Genomic DNA, 16,230 nt, shown 5'->3' with positions numbered 1-16,230 from the left:
ATGCTCACTGAGGAACGGCGCCAGCGGTTCAAGGACGACGTCGCGCGCCACCGGCTCAGGACCGGCCGGCCCCGCTTCGACGGGGCGGCGCGGATCGCCGGCGTCCTGGCCATGATCGCAGGAATCGCCGGGACCTTCGTCGCCTACAACGTGTCCCTCACCAAGGACGACCTGCGGGACGTGGGCTCGCTGCAGACGCTCGCCGTCGGGTTCCTGGCGGTGACCGTCCTCGGCGCGGCCCTCTACCTGGCCGCCGCCGTCACCCGCGTCCTGCGCCTGTGGCTGCTGCGCCAGCTCGTGGAGCAGCAGTCCCAGGCCGACCAGATCGCCGCCGCGCTGCGCGGGGACGCCTAGCGGCCCGACGCTCCCGGTCAGCGGGATGTCCGGAGTGCCCGGACATCCCGCTGATTAACGTCTAGTCCGGATGGAGGACTCTCACATGAACGACCCGACTCGCCTGCGGGCGGGCGACCCCCCGGCGACCGCCGCGACCCGCACGCGGGGGGACGACCCCCCGCACCCCCCGGCGGCCGCCCTTGGGCCCGACGTGTTCACCCCGGCCAAGCTGGGACCCGTCACGCTGCGGAACCGCATCGTCAAGGCGGCGACGTACGAGGGGCTGACCAAGGACGGCCAGGTCACCGACGCGCTGATCGACTTCCATGTCCGGCACGCGCGCGGCGGCGTCGGGATGACCACCGTCGCGTACTGCGCGGTCGCGCCGGAGGGCCGCACCGACCGCAGGCAGATCCACTGGCGGGACGAGGCGATGCCCGGCCTCCGCAGGCTGACCGACGCCGTGCACGCGGAGGGGGCGGCGGTCCAGGCGCAGATCGGGCACGCCGGTCCGGTCGCCAACCCCAAGAGCAACAAGCTCCCCGCGCTCGCGCCCAGCCGCCACTTCCACCTGACCACGCAGACCGTCGCGAAGGCCGCCACGCATGCGGACCTGAAGCGCGTCGTCGAGGCGCACGGCCGCGCGGGCAGGATGGCGATCGAGGCGGGGTTCGACTCCATCGAGATCCACATGGGGCACAACTACCTGACGAGCGCGTTCCTCAGCCCCAAGATCAACCACCGCGGGGACGAGTACGGCGGGTCGCTGGAGAACCGCGCCCGGCTGGCGCGCGACATCGGCCGCGCCGTCCGCGACGCCGTCGGCGACCGCATCGCGATCACCGCGAAGCTCAACATGGACGACGGCGTGCCCGGCGGCTTCTGGATCGACGAGGCCATCCAGGTGGCGCGGTGGCTGGAGGCCGACGGCACGGTCGACGCCCTCCAGATGACCGCCGGAAGCTCCCTGCTCAACCCCATGTACCTGTTCAAGGGCGACGCGCCGCTGCACGAGTTCGCCTCGGTCATGAAGCAGCCGACCAAGCTCGGGATCAAGCTGATCGGCAAGCACTTCCTGAAGTCCTACCCCTACGAGGACCTCTACCTGCTCAAGGACGCCCGGCAGATCCGCGCCGCGGTGAGGCTGCCGATGATCCTGCTGGGCGGCGTCACCGACAGGGCGGGCATGGACACCGCGATGGCGGAGGGCTTCGCGTTCGTCGCGATGGCCCGCGCCCTGCTGCGCGAGCCCGACCTGATCAACCGGATCAAGGACGAGCCCGCGACCCGGTCGCTGTGCATCCACTGCAACAAGTGCATGACCGCGATCTACGGCGGCACCCACTGCGTCCTGTCCACCGAGCCGGCCTGGGGCGCCGCGCGTGCGTGACGAGACGATCGCGGCGATGCTGCTGGCCCGGCTGGGCGACGCCCGCCCCGGCCTGCGGAGCCGCGAGCGGACATGGTCGTGGGACGAGGTGGTCCGGGAGAGCGCGGCGCGCGCGTCGCTCGCCCGCGCACTGCGCCGGGACGGGCCCTTCCACATCGGCGTGCTCCTGGAGAACGTCCCGGAGTACGTCCTGTGGCTCGGGGCGGCGGCACTGGGCGGCGCGACGATCGTCGGCATCAACTCCACCCGGACCGGCGCCTACCTGGAGCAGGAGGTCCGGCACACCGACCTTCAGCTCGTCGTCACCGACCGGGCCGGGCTGAAGCTGCTGGACGGCCTCGACATCGGCGTCCCGCGCGACCGCTTCCTGCTGATCGACGACGACGGCTACCCGGAGCTGGTCGCGGCCCACGCCTGCGAGCCCGGGGCCGATGAGTCGATCACCCCGCTGACGCAGCTGCTGCTGCTGTTCACCTCCGGGACCACCGGCGCGTCGAAGGCGGCGCGCTGCTCGCAGGGACGGCTCGCCGAGCTCGGCCGCAACAACAGCGCCAAGTACGACGTCAAGCGCGAGGACGTCAGCTACTGCCCGATGCCGCTGTTCCACGGCAACGCGCTCATGGCGCTCTGGGCGCCGTCGCTGGCGGTCGGCGCGACCGTCGTCCTGGCGAGGAGGTTCTCCGCGTCCGGGTTCCTGCCGGACGTCCGGTACTACGGCGCGACGTTCTTCACCTACGTCGGCAAGGCGATCGGCTACGTCCTCGCCACCCCCGAGAGCCCGGACGACGGCGACAACACGCTCACGCACGGGTTCGGGACGGAGGCGTCCCCGGAGGACAAGGCCGAGTTCCTGCGCCGCTTCGGCGCGCGGCTGGTCGAGGGCTACGGGTCCAGCGAGAGCGCCGGCATGATCAAGCAGGATCCGCAGGCGCCGCCGAGCGCGCTCGGGCGCCCGGCCCACGACGGCGTCCGCATCGTCAACCCCGAGACGCGCGAGACCTGCGCGCCCGCCGTCCTGGACGGGCACGGCCGCGTCACCAACGCCGAGGCCGCCGTCGGGGAGATCGTCGACGTGCACGGCGCGGCCAGGTTCGAGGGCTACTACAGGAACCCGGAGGCCGACGCCGAGCGCGTCAGGCACGGCTGGTACTGGACGGGCGACCTCGGCTACGTCGACGGCGACGGGTTCCTGTACTTCGGCGGGCGGTCCGGCGACTGGATCCGGGTGGACTCGGAGAACATCTCCGCGCTGCTCACCCAGAACGTCGTCCGCCGCCACCCGAAGATCGTGGACGCGGTCGCGTTCGGCGTGCCGGACCCGCGCTCCGGCGACCAGGTGATGGCGGCGATCGAGATCCCCGAGGGCGTCGGCTTCGAGGACCTGGACCTGCCCGCCTTCCTGGCCCGCCAGGACGACCTCGGCACCAAGGGCGCGCCGCGCTTCGTGCGCGTCTCGCACGCGCTGCCGACGACCGGGTCGGGAAAGCTCAAGAAGAAGGAGCTGCAGCTCGACGGCTGGCGGACGTCCGACCCCGTGTTCCGGTGGGCGGGCCGGGGCTCGCCGGAGTACGTCCCGATGACCGAGGCGGACAAGGCCGCGCTCCGCGAGGAGTTCGCCGCCGCGGGCCGCGGGCGCTTCCTCCCCTGACCGAGAAAGGGCATGTATGGATCTGCGTGAGTCCGAGGCGCATCGCGAGCTGCGCGCGGAACTGAGGGCGTACTTCGCGGGCCTGCTGCCCGAGGACGTGCGGCGCCGCGCCGGCGAGCAGGGCGTGGGCGGCGAGCGGTTCCGCGAGATCGTCAAGATGCTCGGCAACGACGGCTGGCTCGGCTACGGCTGGCCGGAGGAGTACGGCGGGCAGGGCAGGTCGATCGCCGAGCAGTACGTCTTCTTCGACGAGGTGCAGCGCGCCGGGCTGCCGTTCCCCTTCGTCACCGTGAACACGGTCGGCCCCACGCTGATGCGGTTCGGCACCGACGAGCAGAAGCGCGCGTACCTGCCCGGCATCCTGTCCGGCGACCTCGTCTTCGCGATCGGCTACACCGAGCCCGAGGCCGGGACCGACCTCGCCTCGCTGCGCACCCGGGCCGTCCGGGACGGCGACCGGTTCGTCATCGACGGCAGCAAGGTCTTCACCAGCGGCGCCAACACCGCCGACCACATCTGGCTCGCGGCGCGCACGAACCCGGACGCGCCCAAGCACAAGGGCATCTCGATCCTGATCGTCCCGACCGACGCCGACGGGTTCTCCTGGAGCCCGATCCCGACGGTCGGCGGGATGGTCGTGACGGCGACGTACTACAACGGCGTCGCGGTGCCCGCGTCGTCGGTGGTCGGGGACGTCGACGGCGGCTGGAGCCTGATCACCACGCAGCTCAACCACGAGCGCATCGGGCTCGCCGCACTCGGCGGCCGGATGATCCGGCTGTGGGAGGACGTGCGCGACTGGGCGCGCGAGAACGGGGTGATCGACCTGCCCTGGGTGCGGGCCGACCTCGCCCGCACCCACGCCAAGCTGGAGGCGATGCGGCTGATGAACTGGAAGATGACGATGGCGGTGGACGCCGGGACGCTGACCGGCGCGCAGGCCGGGGCAGCCAAGTCCTACGGGACCGAGACGCACATCGAGGTCCAGCGGACGCTGACCGGGGTCCTCGGCGCCGCCGGCCGGATCCGCCCCGAGTCGCCGGGGGCCGTGCTGCACGGGCAGATCGAGCAGCTGTCGCGGCAGGGCATCGTCAACACCTTCGGCGGCGGCGTCAACGAGGTGCTGCGCGACATGGTCGCGGTCCAGGGACTGGGTCTGCCGAGGTCGAGGCGGTCATGAGCGGGAACGGCGAGGAGTACGAGGCGCGGCTCCAGGCGTGGGTCGGGCGGCCCTACGGCGCGCCACGGGTCGGGCAGGACCCGGTGAACGTCCCCATGATCCGGCACTGGGTCGAGGCGATGGAGGACGGCAACCCCGTCTACCTGGACGAGGAGGCCGCGCGGGCCACCGGCCGCGACGGTGTCGTGGCCCCCGCGTCGATGATGCAGGCGTGGACGATGCGCGGGTACGCCGCGTCCGTCCGCGCCGACCCCGCGGGACCGGACGAGCTGACCGAGCTGCTGGCCGAGGGCGGCTACACCTCCGTCGTCGCCACCGACTCGGAGTTCGAGTTCCACCGGGAGCTGGTGCCGGGCGACCGCGTCAGCGTCGAGGAGACCGTCGAGTCGATCTCCCCGGAGAAGAGGACCGCGCTCGGTGCGGGACGTTTCGTCAGCACGGTCAAGACCTACCGGGACGGGGCGGGGGAGGTCGTCGCCACGCAGCGGTGGCGCCTCCTGAGGTTCCGCCCCGCCGGGAAGCCCGCCGGGAAGCCCGCCGGGAAGCCCGCCGAGAAGACCACCGAGAAGACGGAGCCGAAGGCGCTGCGCCCGCGCCCGGCGATCAACCTGGACAACGCGTTCTGGTTCGAGGCGGCCCGCGAGCACCGGCTCGTCATCCAGCGCTGCGCCGACTGCAAGTCGCTGCGGCACCCGCCGGGGCCGTGCTGCCCGCAGTGCGGCTCGTTCGACTGGGACACCGTCCAGGCGTCGGGCGACGGCCACGTCCACAGCTACGTCGTCAACCACCACCCGCGCCACCCCGCGTTCGACTACCCGCTGGTCGTCGCGGTGATCGAGCTGGCCGAGGGGACGCGGCTGATCGCGAACATGACCGGGGTCGCGCCGCAGGACGTCGAGGTCGGCATGCCCGTCGTCCTCGACTGGATCGACCCGGACCCCGACCTGTCCCTGCCGGCGTTCCGCCCGGCCGGACCGAAGGAGCGCTGATGGACTTCACGCTCGGCGAAGAGCCGGCGGCGGTCAGGGACCTCGCCCGGCAGATCTTCACCGACCGCGCCACGCAGGCGCGGATCAAGGACGCCGAAGGGTCCGGGCACGGATACGACGAGGGACTGTGGGCCGAGCTCGGCGAGACGGGCCTGCTCGGCGTCGCGCTGCCCGAGCCCGCGGGCGGTGCGGGCCTCGGCGCCGCCGGCCTGGCCGTCCTGCTGGAGGAGCAGGGCCGCACCGTCGCGCCCGTCCCGATCTGGCCCGCCGTCGTCGCCGCGCTCACGCTCGCCTCGCACGGCGAGGACGTCCCCGCGGCCTTCGCGGACGGGACGTCCCGGCCGACCCTCGCCCTGGAGGAGTTCGGCCCCGCCGACCCGGCCGCGCCGCGCTGCGCGGCCGCCCGCGACGGCGAGAACTGGCTGCTGACCGGCACGAAGGCCGCCGTCCCGACGCCGTTCGGGGCGAGCCACGTCCTCGTCTCGGCCGCGTCGCCGGAGGGGCCCGGCCTGTTCCTGCTGGAGACCTCGGCCTCCGGGGTGTCGTGGGAGCGCGCCGAGACCACCAGCCGCGACGTCGCCGGGCACCTGACCCTCGACGGCGCCCCGGCACGCGCCCTTCCGGACGGCGCGCTGGCCACGGCGCTGCGGCTGGCCCGCCTCGCCCTGGCCGCCGTCCAGGTCGGCGTCGCGGAGGGCGCGCTGCGCATGGCCGCCGACTACCTGTCGGGCCGCGAGCAGTTCGGCCGCCCGCTCGCCACCTTCCAGGCAGCCCAGCACCAGCTCGCCGACTGCTACATCGAGATCGACGCGCTGCGCGTCTGCCTCTGGCACGCCCTCTCGCTGGTCGACGCCGGGGAGGACGCCGAGACCGCCGTGCTCGTCGCCAAGTGGTGGTCGGACGAGGGCGGGCTGAACGTCGTCCACCGCGTCCAGCACCTGCACGGCGGCATCGGCGTGGACGTCGACTACCCGGTGCACCGCCACTTCCTGTGGGGCAAGCAGATCTCCGGGACGCTCGGCGGCGCGTCCTCCGACCTGGAGCTGCTGGGGGCGGCCCTGTGAGCGCGGACGCCGTGAGCAGGGGATACGAGGACGTGGCGGTGGGGGAGGAGCTCCCCGAGCTGAGCATCCCGCTGACCCGAACGATGATCGTCGCGACCGCGCTGGCGAGCCGCGACTACCAGGACGTCCACCACGACCCGTCGCTCGCGGTCGAGCGCGGCTCCCGTGACGTCTTCATGAACATCCTGACCACCAACGGGCTCGTCGACAGGTACGTGACGGGCTGGGCCGGGCCCGCCGCGGTCGTGAAGGCCATCAGGATCAGGCTCGGCGCGCCCAACTACCCGGGCGACACGATGGTGCTGACCGGCGCCGTCGCCGCCAAGCACGACACCGGCCGCCGGGTCGAGATCGCCGTGCGCGGCGTCAACGCGATCGGCCCGCACGTCACCGGCACCGTCGTGGTGGAACTGCCCGCCGCCGGAGCACCCGCCGTCGAGCTACCCGCAGTCGAAGCACAGGGGAGCGGCGCATGAGCGTGCTGCCGGGGGCGGCCGCGGTCGCCGGGATCGGCGCCACCGAGTTCTCCAAGGAGTCGGGCCGCAGCGAGCTGCGGCTGGCCTGCGAGGCGGTGCTCGCCGCCATCGTGGACGCGGGGCTCCAGCCGTCCGACGTGGACGGCATGGTGACCTTCACCGCCGACACCAACTCCGAGATCCACATCGCGCGCAACCTCGGTATCGGCGAGCTGAAGTTCTTCTCCCGCATCGGGTACGGCGGCGGCGCGGCCTGCGGCACCGTCCAGCAGGCGGCGATGGCCGTCGCGACCGGCGTCGCCGACGTGGTCGTGTGCTACCGCGCGTTCAACGAGCGGTCCGGCACCCGCTACGGCCTCGGGCAGGCCGACCGCCCGATGGACGTCAGCGCCGACAGCGCCGCGTACGCGTGGATGAACCCGTTCGGCCTCTCGACCCCCGCCCAGTGGGTCGCGATGTTCGCCCGCCGCTACATGCACGAGTACGGCGCGACCAGCGAGGACTTCGGCCGCATCGCCGTCGTCGACCGCAGGCACGCCGCCGCGAACCCGGCCGCGTGGTTCTACGGGCGGCCGATCACGCTGGAGGACCACCAGGCGTCCCGCTGGATCGCCGAGCCGCTCCGCCTCCTGGACTGCTGCCAGGAGAGCGACGGCGGCCAGGCGCTCGTCGTCGTCTCCGCCGAGCGCGCCCGCGACCTCCCGCACCGGCCCGCCGTGATCTGGGGCGCGGCGCAGGGTTCCGGCAACGACCAGCACATGATGACCAGCTACTACCGCTCGGAGATCACCGGCATTCCCGAGATGGGCCTGGTCGGGCGGCAGCTCTACGGCCAGTCGCGCCTCACGCCGGCCGACGTCCAGGCCGCGATCCTCTACGACCACTTCACGCCGCTCGTCCTTCCGCAGCTGGAGGAGCTGGGCTTCTGCGCGAAGGGCGAGGGCAAGGACTTCGTCGCCGACGGCAACCTGGAGCTCTGCGGCAGGCTCCCGATCAACACCCACGGCGGCCAGCTCGGGGAGGCCTACATCCACGGGATGAACGGCATCGCCGAGGCCGTCCGGCTCGTCCGCGGCACCTCGGTGAACCAGCCGGGCGACGTCCACAACGTCCTCGTCACCGCCGGCACCGGCGTCCCGACCAGCGGTCTGATCCTGGGAGCCGACCAATGAACGAGCGGAGCGAACCGGGAGGCCGTCCTCCCGCCGGGGGCATGAGCGCGTGGCAGGGGCGTGCGCTCGGCGCGCGGACGGTGACCTACGACGAGACGCGGCCCATCCTCTACGCGCTCGCGGTGGGCGCGGGCGCCTCGGACCTGGACCTGGTGTTCGAGGAGAGGCTCCGTGTCCTGCCCACGTTCGTGCTGACCCTCGCCCAGTGGGCCCCGGACGCCCTGGGCTCGGCGGGCGCGTTCGACGTGCGGACGGCCGTCCACGGGACCCAGCGCCTCCGCGTCCTGAAGCCGCTGCCGCGTTCAGGCTCGGTGGAGATGAGCGCCCGCGTCACCGACGTGTGGGACAAGGGCTCCGCGGCCGTCTTCGACGTGGCGGTCGAGAGCGAGTACTTCGAGGCGACGTGGTCGCTGTTCGCGCCGGGCAGCGGTGGTTTCGGCGGCGAGCGCGGCCCGTCGTCGCGCCGCCGGCCCGAGGCCGACCCGGACGGCGTGCTGACCGTCCGCACATCGTCCGACCAGGCGGCCCTCTACCGGTTGCTCGGCGACCGCCACCACCTGCACATCGACCCGGAGGCGGCGAAGGCGGCCGGGATGCCGCGCCCGATCATGCACGGCCTGTGCACGCTCGCGGCCGTCACCCTCCCGCTGGCCGAGTCCCTCGGTGCCCACCCGGCCGACCTCGCCGAGCTCGAAGGCCGCTTCGCCGCGCCCGTCTTCCCCGGCGACGTGCTCCAGGTCAGCACCTGGCAGGACGGTGACGCGGTCCTCTTCGAGGCGGCCGTGGACGGCCTGACGGTCATCTCGGGCGGACGGGCTCATTTCGCCGCGGCCCGCTAGGCTGCGGCACCATGGACGAGCCGTCGAGCGTCGTCGTGACCGGTGGGAACCGGGGTGTGGGACGGGTGGTCGCCGCGGAGGCCGTCCGGCGGGGGCACCGGGTGACGATCGTGGCGCGGCGGCCGGACGCGGGAGCCGCCGCCGCGCGGGAGATCGGCGCGGACCTCGTCGTGGGCGACCTGTCGTCCGTCCGCACGGTCCGTGACCTGGCCGGGGCGCTCGCCGCGGCCGATCCCGGGCCGGGCGTGCTCGTGCACAACGCGGCGCTCTGGCCCCACCGGCGCGAGGTCAACGAGGACGGCTTCGAGCAGGCGTTCTTCACCAACCACCTGGCGCCGTTCCTGCTGAACCGCCTGCTGGAGGAGCGGCTGCGCCGGGTCGTGCAGGTCAGCGCCGCCCTCTACACCACGGGCCGGGTCGACCCCGAGCGGACGCCCGAGGGCCGGGACTTCCACCCCGTCCGGACCTACGCCAACACCAAGCTGGCGAACCTGCTGATGGTCCCGCTGTTCGCCGAGAGGTGGAAGGACGCCGGGGTGACGATCGACGCGGTGCACCCGGGCGTGCTGCGCACGGAGCTCACCACCCGGGGCGGGCCCCTCGGCGTGCTCATGAGAGTGGTCAGGCCGGCGCTGAAGCCGGTGGCCAGGGCCGCCCCACCGGTCGTCGACCTGGTGGACTCCGGCGGCACCGGACGGTACTTCCAGGTCGCCAGGGAGAAGCCGCTCAAGCCCAGGGCCCGCGACGGCGCCCTCGCCCGCCGCCTCTGGGACGACGCCGAAACCGTCCTCGCCACCGTGTAGCGCCAGAGCGGGTTCTGCGCGCGCCGGGTCGCGGGTTCGAAAACTCTTCATCCGCCGTTACGGGACCGGCCTCTCCGGTGCTGTCGCAGCTCAGCGGCATTCGAGCGGCGAGAGACGTCACCTTCCGACCAACGGCGGCACCGCGCATGGGCAAAGCGTGACATTTATTCGGATTTGTCGAAAATGTAACCGTCGCAGTGCCGTCGTTCCCGCTCCCCCTCGGGGCCCCCGCCCCGGCCCGGGACGACAGCGGAAAGGCACCCGATGCGACGACTTCTCACGCTCGCGCTCCCCGCCGCCCTGAGCGCGGCACTGCTCGGCGCGGCGGCCGCGCCCGCGTCCGCCACACCGCCCAACATCCCGTCCGCCGCCACGGCCGCGAGCCGCCTGGCCACCCTCACCGTGGCCGCCGAATCGCACGGGAGCACCTACGACCGCGACCTGTTCCCGCACTGGATCACCATCTCCGGGACGTGCAACACCCGCGAGACCGTGCTCAAGCGGGACGGCACGAACGTCACCACCGACTCAGCGTGCGCCGCGACGTCCGGCAGCTGGCACTCGCCGTACGACGGCGCCACCTGGACGCTCGCGTCCGACCTGGACATCGACCACATGGTGCCGCTCGCCGAGGCGTGGGCGTCCGGTGCCTGGTCCTGGACGACGTCCCGCCGCCAGTCGTTCGCCAACGACCTCGGCGGCCCCCAGCTGTGGGCCGTCACCGACAACGTCAACCAGGCGAAGAGCGACAAGGACCCGGCCGAGTGGCAGCCGTCGGTCGGCTCCTTCCGCTGCACCTACGCCCGCGCCTGGATCCAGGTGAAGTGGTACTACGGCCTCACCGTGGACAGCGCGGAGAAGAGCGCGCTCAACACGATGCTCGGCACCTGCTGACCGACCCCACCGGCGCCTGCGAGAACCCTCTCGCGGGCGCCGGTGCGGCGTCCTCCGACCGGCCCTGCTGGTGTCCTCCCCTGGTGCCAGGATGGCGGGCATGACGTTCGCGGAACCCCCGGAAACGGCCGCCTGGCAGCATCGTGAGGCACGCACCGGCTTCGAGGTCCTCCAGATCGCGCGGTCGGGCGGAGGGTGGCGGCTGCACGGCACGACGACCGCCGTGGAGGACGGCGCGCCGTGGACCGTGGACTACGTGATCGAGGTCGACGTGCGTTGGCGCACCCGCTCCGCCAGGGTCTCGAACCTGCTCGACGGGGGTCCGGGAGAGGTGGTCGTCCGCCAGGTCCGGGAGGGACGCTGGACGGTCGACGGCCGGCCCGCGCCCGACCTGGACGGCTGCCTGGACGTCGACCTGGAGTCCTCGGCGATGACCAACGCGCTTCCGGTGCACCGGCTCGACCTGCCCGCCGGCGGCACCGCGGAGGTCCCGGCGGTCTACGTCCGGGCCGCCGATCTGAGCGTCGGCCGGCTCGAACAGACCTACACGCGCGGGGGCCGTGCCGCCTACGACTACGCGGCCCCCGCGTTCGACTTCACCGCCCGGCTCGTCTACGACGACGCGGGGTTCGTGCTGGAGTACCCGGGCCTCGCGACCCGCCGCGCCTGAGCAACGGCCCGCCTCTCCGAGGTCATCCGGCCCGGTGGCGGAGGAGAGTGGTGGCGATGGCGACCTGGGCGGGGTCCAGGGCGGTCTCGCCGTCCTCGACGTCCCACAGCGCGTTCTGCAGCACGCGGCCGAGCGTCCAGCCGGCCGCCCGCCGCCTGTCCAGGCCGAGGGCCTCGGTCAGCAGGTCGAAGCGGCGCAGGACCGTGCGGGTGACGTCGCCGCTCGCGACCACCTCGTCCCAGCGGTTGTCCAGCGCCGGCAGCAGGTCGAAGCCGGGGTCGCCGGCGAGGGGCTTCGGGTCGATGGCCAGCCAGGGTTCCCGCTCCCCGGCGAGGACGTTGTCGTAGTGCAGGTCCCAGTGCAGCAGGCGGTCGCCGGGTTCGCCGACCAGTTCGGCCACGGCGGACGCGCACGTCCGCACCAGCCGCCGGTCGGCCGGGTCGCCCAGCACGGGCACGGCGGCGGGAACCTGGTCGAGCATGGCGGCGGCGATGTCGGCCAGGTGGCGCAACCCCTCGGGTGCGGGCCACGCGACCAGGCGCACCAGCAGTTCGGCCAGGACTCCCACGGCGGTGTCGTCGTCGGGCACCGATGACAGCGGCCGGGCCGCGTCCAGGCGTTCGAGCAGCATCGTGCCGGTGTCCGGGTCGTGGTCGAGCAGGCGCACCGCCCCGTCGCCGTCCCATACGCGCAGGCCCACCGGTTCGGTGGCGTGCTCGTCGGTGACCGTCTGGAGCTTGAGCGCGGCCGGCGTGCCGTCCGCGCGGGTCACCGGGAGCACGAGCGAGGCCATGCCGTGCCGTCCCGGACCGTCCAGGCGCAGGGTCCAGCGGTCCAGGAAGCCGGCGGCCAGGTCGGGCAGCGCGGCGATCCAGGCGCGCCCGGACGCGCCGCTGTGCTTGCTGTACGAGGCGGCCAGCGCCTCGGGGACGTCGATGCGGATCGACGTGTTCATGGTGACGTCTCCTTCGTGGGTTCCGTTCTCGGTCGGGTGTCACGAAGGAGACGTCGGCGGTGCCCGGCTCGCGGGCAGGGGTCAACGCATGGCCCCCAGGCTACCGATCTTTCAGGAGGGCGCGGTCTCGGCGCCGCGCCACAGCCGCAGGTAGACCTCCGCGCCGCGCGCCATGTCCTCGGTGATCTCCGGCCCGCCGACCGCGCGGAGGTCGGCGATCCAGTCGGGGACGAGCCCGTAGTTCGCGACGCCGTCGGTGTTGAGGTCCCAGGTGCGCAGCCCGGCGCTGAGGCGGTCGAGCTTCACCGCCGGGTCGATCGGCGAGGTGAAGGGATAGCGCAGCGGGCCCGCGTCACCGCCCGTGCGGGGCTCCGGCAGCGCGCCCATGCCGTTGGCGTCGAGCCCGTACCCGTAGCCGAACGGGCGGGCGGGATCGCGCTGGGCCTTGTTGCGCCGCCACTCGTCGGTGAACCGGTCGGCCGCGCTCCCGTACCCGGCCACCATGCCGCCGAGCCGGTAGACGCGGGGCAGGTAGGTCGCGTCCATCCAGCTGTGGGACGAGATGACGCCGGGGTACCGCGCGGCCTCCAGGACGCCGAGGGCCTGGCCGGCGGCCTTGGCGCTCATGTGGTCGATCTCGACGATCATGTGCCGCTTCATCATCCCCTGGATCATGTACGCGCCGAGGTCGCTGAGCCCCCGGACGTTGCAGTGCGGGGCGCTCGGATAGATCGGGAGCGTGATCCCCGCCAGCCCGAGCAGCTTCAGGATCGGTTCGAGGGCGTCGCCGACCTCGCCCGCCGGGGCGATCGTGTTGTCGTGGGCGGGGCCCTTGCACGTCTCGGCCTGCCAGAACCGTCCGGTGCCGACGAAGTTGGCGAGGTTGACGAAGGCGCCCGCCACGCCGCCGTCGAACCGCACGCCGCACAGCGCGTTGTCGTACTTGTGGCACACGAACATCGAGGCCACGCCGAGGCTCCGCGCCTCGTCCAGACCCCGGTCGATGTCGGCGCGGGTGCAGGCCGGGGCGCCGCCCACGAGCCGGCAGCCGAACGGCTCGGAGGTCTCGATGCCGAGGACGACGGCGAGCTTGCCGTCCTCGATGACCCGGCGGGCGTCCGCCGAGTCGCGCACGATCCGGAACCAGCCCTTGCCGGGGCCGCCGCTGCGCTCGTCGATGAAGCTCTGCATCTCCCGCATCCGCTGCGCCTGGACCCGGATCGAGGCCATCTCGTCGCAGGGGGTGCGCTTGAGCGGATAGATCTCGCAGAGCTGCCGGTTGTCCACCAGGTGGTTGACGAGGACGCGCTGCCCGGCCCGCCAGGACCGCTCCAGCCATGCGTAGTAGACCTGCTGGTGGGTGCGGGAATCGTAGGCGGGCCAGTCCTTGAACGTCGGCCAGCCGGTCGGGTCGTGGGTCCCGAACGGGCTGCCGTACCTGAGGAAGTTCTCCCACCAGGCGAGCACCCCGTTGCCGGCGTGGTCGGGGCAGTCGCGCAGCGCCTCCTGGATGCCGCGCGGGTCGAACGGCTTGCCGCACATGAGCGCGCCGCCGAACGCCTCGTACGCCATCAGGTGGCTGTGGACGTCGATGTAGCCGCGCACCTCGCGCGGTTCGCCCTCCGCATGCGCGCGGGGGACGGGCAGAAGAGCGAGCAGGAGAACGAGGAGGATCGGAACGCAGGTGGCACGGCGGACGGGCATGGGGCACCTCGGCCGGGGAGACGTCCAGTGGCTCTCAGCCGAGTGAAACACCGATCCGAGAAAATGTGAATAGTCCTCACATCGCCGCCGGTCAGGCGAGCGGCACGCGCGCGACGGCCAGGCCTCCGACCTGAGGCGACGACCTGCAGAGAGAGAAGAGTCCCGGTGGGAGTGGCGCACGACCACCCCACCGGGATTCGATATCAGGGCTCCGCGCACGCGGAGCCCTTACTCAGCGCTGGTGCTCACAGCGCCGCCGGCGGCCGCGGCGCCCCCGGCCCGCCCGGGGTCTGCGGCGGCTTCGGAAGCGGAGGCGGGTACGGCGTGGCGCAGAGCGTGGCGTGATGCATCGCGTCGATCCTTTCGGTTGGGCGACCGTCGGTCGCATCTCGGTGAAGATCGTCCGCGCCACGCGATCTTCGGCAACCCGGACGCGGGCGGATGGGTCCAGACCGCGCCTACACCTTGCGCGCGTGCGGACGAGACCGGCGTACCGGTCACCGGGACGTCGGCGGCCGGGCGGGGGCGCGGCCGGGATGATGGTGGCTCATGAGCGAGCTGACGGTTCCGGGGTTGGTGGCGCGGGCGGCGAGGGAGTTTCCGGACGCGGAGGCGGTCGTGGACGGGGACGTCCGGGTCACCTACGCCGAGCTGCGGGAGCAGGTCCGCCAGGCGACGGGCGCGTTCGCCGGCGCGGGGATCGAGCCGGGCGACCGCATCGCCGTCTGGGCGCCGAACGGCCTGCGCTGGATCGTCACCGTGCTCGGCGCGCTCGGCGCGGGCGCGACGCTCGTCCCGCTCAACACCCGCTACAAGGGCGACGAGGCCCGGTGGCCGCTCTCCAAGGCCGGGGCGAAGATCCTGTTCGTGGAGGACGGGTTCCTCGGCATCGACTATCCCGGCATGCTCGGCGCGGACGGATCCGGCGTCCCCGGGCTGCCCGCGCTGCGGACGGTCGTCACCTTCAACGGCGCCGCGCGCCCGGGAGTGATCTCCTGGGACGACTTCACCGCCAAGGCCGCGCCCCCGGACGAGGCGGACGCGCGGGCGGCGGCCGTCGCGCCGGACGACGTCGCCGACATCCTGTTCACCTCCGGGACCACCGGCAGGCCCAAGGGCGCCATGGTCACGCACGAGCAGAACGTCCGCACCTACCGGGCGTGGGCGGGCCGCACCGGCGTGCGGGCCGGCGACCGCTACCTCATCGTGAACCCGATGTTCCACACGTTCGGCTACAAGGCCGGCGTGCTGGCGTGCGTGATGCAGGGCGCCACGATGGTGCTGCAGCGCACGTTCGACGTCCCGGAGACGCTGCGGCTCATCGAGCGGGAGAGGATCACCGTCCTGCCGGGGCCGCCGACCATCTACACCGCGCTCCTGGACGCCCCCGGCCGGGACGAGCGCGACCTGTCGTCCCTCCGGCTGGCGGTGACGGGCGCGGGGGACGTGCCCGTCGCGCTGGTGCGGCGTATCAAGGACGAGCTGTTCCCGCAGGTCGTGACCGCGTACGGGCTGACGGAGTCGTCCGGCACGGTCTCGGCGTGCTCCGTGGACGACGACGACGAGACCATCTCCACCACGTCCGGCAGGCCCATCGCCGACGTCGAGGTCACGATCGTCGACGGCGAGGGCGAGCGGGTCCCGGCCGGGACCGACGGCGCGATCCTCGTCCGCGGCTACAACGTCATGAAGGGCTACCTGGACGACCCGGAGGCGACCGCCGAGACGGTCCGCGACGGCTGGCTCGACACCGGCGACCGCGGGCGCGTCGACGAGCGCGGCAACATCACCATCACCGGCCGCACCAAGGAGATGTACGTCGTCGGCGGGTTCAACGTGTACCCGGCCGAGGTCGAGAACGTCCTCGCCCGCCACGACGCCGTCGCCGAGTCGGGCGTCGTCGGCGTCCCGGACGCGCGCATGGGCGAGGTGGGGCGCGCCTACGTCCGGCTCCGCCACGGCAGGACGGCCACGCAGGACGAGCTGGTCGCGCACTGCCGGGAGCGGCTCGCGAACTTCAAGGTCCCCCGGGAGGTCGTCTTCGTGGACGACCTCCCGAAGACCGCGTCCGGCAAGATCTGGCGCGTGAAGCTCAAGGAGCGCCTCTGAC

The 16,230-nt window shown here is 73.0% G+C and carries 15 protein-coding genes; 13 read left to right on the top strand and 2 right to left on the bottom strand.

All coding sequences use genetic code 11. The features are described 5' to 3' along the window. From BJ999_RS33935 to BJ999_RS33880, 12 genes are all read left to right on the top strand, one after another. Positions 1–354 (top strand): hypothetical protein, encoded by a 354-nt coding sequence (locus BJ999_RS33935; RefSeq protein WP_179837041.1) that lies wholly within the window; start codon positions 1–3, stop codon positions 352–354. Between the two features lie 85 nt (positions 355–439). Beyond that, complete coding sequence (locus BJ999_RS33930) at positions 440–1,726, top strand: NADH:flavin oxidoreductase (RefSeq protein WP_179837040.1); 1,287 nt, start codon at positions 440–442, stop codon at positions 1,724–1,726. Continuing rightward, the gene (gene casI / locus BJ999_RS33925) at positions 1,719–3,374 is read left to right on the top strand and encodes a steroid-22-oyl-CoA synthetase (protein WP_179837039.1); all 1,656 of its coding nucleotides are present in this window, start codon (positions 1,719–1,721) and stop codon (positions 3,372–3,374) included. The genes BJ999_RS33930 and casI overlap by 8 nt, the downstream gene beginning before the upstream one ends. Positions 3,375–3,390: 16 nt before the next feature. Then, positions 3,391–4,554: an acyl-CoA dehydrogenase family protein gene (locus BJ999_RS33920; protein ID WP_179837038.1), complete on the top strand. Its 1,164-nt coding sequence runs from the start codon at positions 3,391–3,393 to the stop codon at positions 4,552–4,554. Beyond that, entirely contained in the window at positions 4,551–5,543 is a 993-nt protein-coding gene (locus BJ999_RS33915; RefSeq protein ID WP_179837037.1) for a bifunctional MaoC family dehydratase N-terminal/OB-fold nucleic acid binding domain-containing protein, read from the top strand. Before BJ999_RS33920 ends, BJ999_RS33915 begins: the two co-directional genes overlap by 4 nt. Continuing rightward, a complete protein-coding gene (locus BJ999_RS33910; protein ID WP_179837036.1) occupies positions 5,543–6,607 on the top strand; it encodes an acyl-CoA dehydrogenase family protein in 1,065 nt (354 codons plus the stop codon). The genes BJ999_RS33915 and BJ999_RS33910 overlap by 1 nt, the downstream gene beginning before the upstream one ends. Further along, positions 6,604–7,083, top strand: coding sequence for a MaoC family dehydratase (locus BJ999_RS33905; protein ID WP_229809956.1), 480 nt, complete (start codon positions 6,604–6,606; stop codon positions 7,081–7,083). The genes BJ999_RS33910 and BJ999_RS33905 overlap by 4 nt, the downstream gene beginning before the upstream one ends. Next, the gene (locus tag BJ999_RS33900; RefSeq protein ID WP_179837035.1) at positions 7,080–8,255 is read left to right on the top strand and encodes a lipid-transfer protein; all 1,176 of its coding nucleotides are present in this window, start codon (positions 7,080–7,082) and stop codon (positions 8,253–8,255) included. Before BJ999_RS33905 ends, BJ999_RS33900 begins: the two co-directional genes overlap by 4 nt. Continuing rightward, positions 8,252–9,094: a MaoC/PaaZ C-terminal domain-containing protein gene (locus tag BJ999_RS33895; protein ID WP_229809955.1), complete on the top strand. Its 843-nt coding sequence runs from the start codon at positions 8,252–8,254 to the stop codon at positions 9,092–9,094. Before BJ999_RS33900 ends, BJ999_RS33895 begins: the two co-directional genes overlap by 4 nt. 11 nt (positions 9,095–9,105) lie before the next feature. Further along, a complete protein-coding gene (locus BJ999_RS33890) occupies positions 9,106–9,897 on the top strand; it encodes an SDR family NAD(P)-dependent oxidoreductase (RefSeq protein ID WP_179837034.1) in 792 nt (263 codons plus the stop codon). A gap of 264 nt (positions 9,898–10,161) precedes the next feature. Then, complete coding sequence (locus BJ999_RS33885) at positions 10,162–10,791, top strand: HNH endonuclease family protein (RefSeq protein ID WP_179837033.1); 630 nt, start codon at positions 10,162–10,164, stop codon at positions 10,789–10,791. 100 nt (positions 10,792–10,891) lie between these two features. After that, positions 10,892–11,461: a putative glycolipid-binding domain-containing protein gene (locus tag BJ999_RS33880; RefSeq protein WP_179837032.1), complete on the top strand. Its 570-nt coding sequence runs from the start codon at positions 10,892–10,894 to the stop codon at positions 11,459–11,461. Between the two features lie 22 nt (positions 11,462–11,483). Here BJ999_RS33880 and BJ999_RS33875 read toward each other — a convergent pair whose 3' ends face one another. Then, complete coding sequence (locus BJ999_RS33875) at positions 11,484–12,416, bottom strand: aminoglycoside phosphotransferase family protein (protein ID WP_179837031.1); 933 nt, start codon at positions 12,414–12,416, stop codon at positions 11,484–11,486. A 111-nt stretch (positions 12,417–12,527) separates the two neighbouring features. Continuing rightward, positions 12,528–14,120 carry an amidohydrolase family protein gene (locus BJ999_RS33870; RefSeq protein ID WP_179837030.1) on the bottom strand — a complete coding sequence of 531 codons (1,593 nt, stop codon included), beginning with the start codon at positions 14,118–14,120 and terminating at the stop codon, positions 12,528–12,530. Positions 14,121–14,669: 549 nt separating this feature from the next. Between BJ999_RS33870 and BJ999_RS33865 the strand changes: the two genes are divergently transcribed. Beyond that, on the top strand, positions 14,670–16,229 hold the full coding sequence (locus BJ999_RS33865; RefSeq protein WP_179837029.1) for a FadD3 family acyl-CoA ligase: 1,560 nt from the start codon (positions 14,670–14,672) through the stop codon (positions 16,227–16,229). The last annotated feature ends 1 nt before the right edge of the window (position 16,230 follow it).

This window comes from Actinomadura citrea (genome assembly GCF_013409045.1).
Taxonomy (GTDB): Bacteria; Actinomycetota; Actinomycetes; order Streptosporangiales; family Streptosporangiaceae; genus Spirillospora; species Spirillospora citrea.
This window is presented reverse-complemented; position numbering and strand designations above follow the sequence as displayed.

Bases quoted from the DNA above. Each gene is read 5' to 3' on its own strand.
- BJ999_RS33935 (WP_179837041.1), top strand. From the start codon at position 1: ATGCTCACTGAGGAACGGCGCCAGCGGTTCAAGGACGACGTCGCGCGC.
- BJ999_RS33930 (WP_179837040.1), top strand. From the start codon at position 440: ATGAACGACCCGACTCGCCTGCGGGCGGGCGACCCCCCGGCGACCGCC.
- BJ999_RS33920 (WP_179837038.1), top strand. From the start codon at position 3,391: ATGGATCTGCGTGAGTCCGAGGCGCATCGCGAGCTGCGCGCGGAACTG.
- BJ999_RS33915 (WP_179837037.1), top strand. From the start codon at position 4,551: ATGAGCGGGAACGGCGAGGAGTACGAGGCGCGGCTCCAGGCGTGGGTC.
- BJ999_RS33910 (WP_179837036.1), top strand. From the start codon at position 5,543: ATGGACTTCACGCTCGGCGAAGAGCCGGCGGCGGTCAGGGACCTCGCC.
- BJ999_RS33900 (WP_179837035.1), top strand. From the start codon at position 7,080: ATGAGCGTGCTGCCGGGGGCGGCCGCGGTCGCCGGGATCGGCGCCACC.
- BJ999_RS33895 (WP_229809955.1), top strand. From the start codon at position 8,252: ATGAACGAGCGGAGCGAACCGGGAGGCCGTCCTCCCGCCGGGGGCATG.
- BJ999_RS33890 (WP_179837034.1), top strand. From the start codon at position 9,106: ATGGACGAGCCGTCGAGCGTCGTCGTGACCGGTGGGAACCGGGGTGTG.
- BJ999_RS33885 (WP_179837033.1), top strand. From the start codon at position 10,162: ATGCGACGACTTCTCACGCTCGCGCTCCCCGCCGCCCTGAGCGCGGCA.
- BJ999_RS33880 (WP_179837032.1), top strand. From the start codon at position 10,892: ATGACGTTCGCGGAACCCCCGGAAACGGCCGCCTGGCAGCATCGTGAG.
- BJ999_RS33875 (WP_179837031.1), bottom strand. From the start codon at position 12,416: ATGAACACGTCGATCCGCATCGACGTCCCCGAGGCGCTGGCCGCCTCG.
- BJ999_RS33870 (WP_179837030.1), bottom strand. From the start codon at position 14,120: ATGCCCGTCCGCCGTGCCACCTGCGTTCCGATCCTCCTCGTTCTCCTG.
- BJ999_RS33865 (WP_179837029.1), top strand. From the start codon at position 14,670: ATGAGCGAGCTGACGGTTCCGGGGTTGGTGGCGCGGGCGGCGAGGGAG.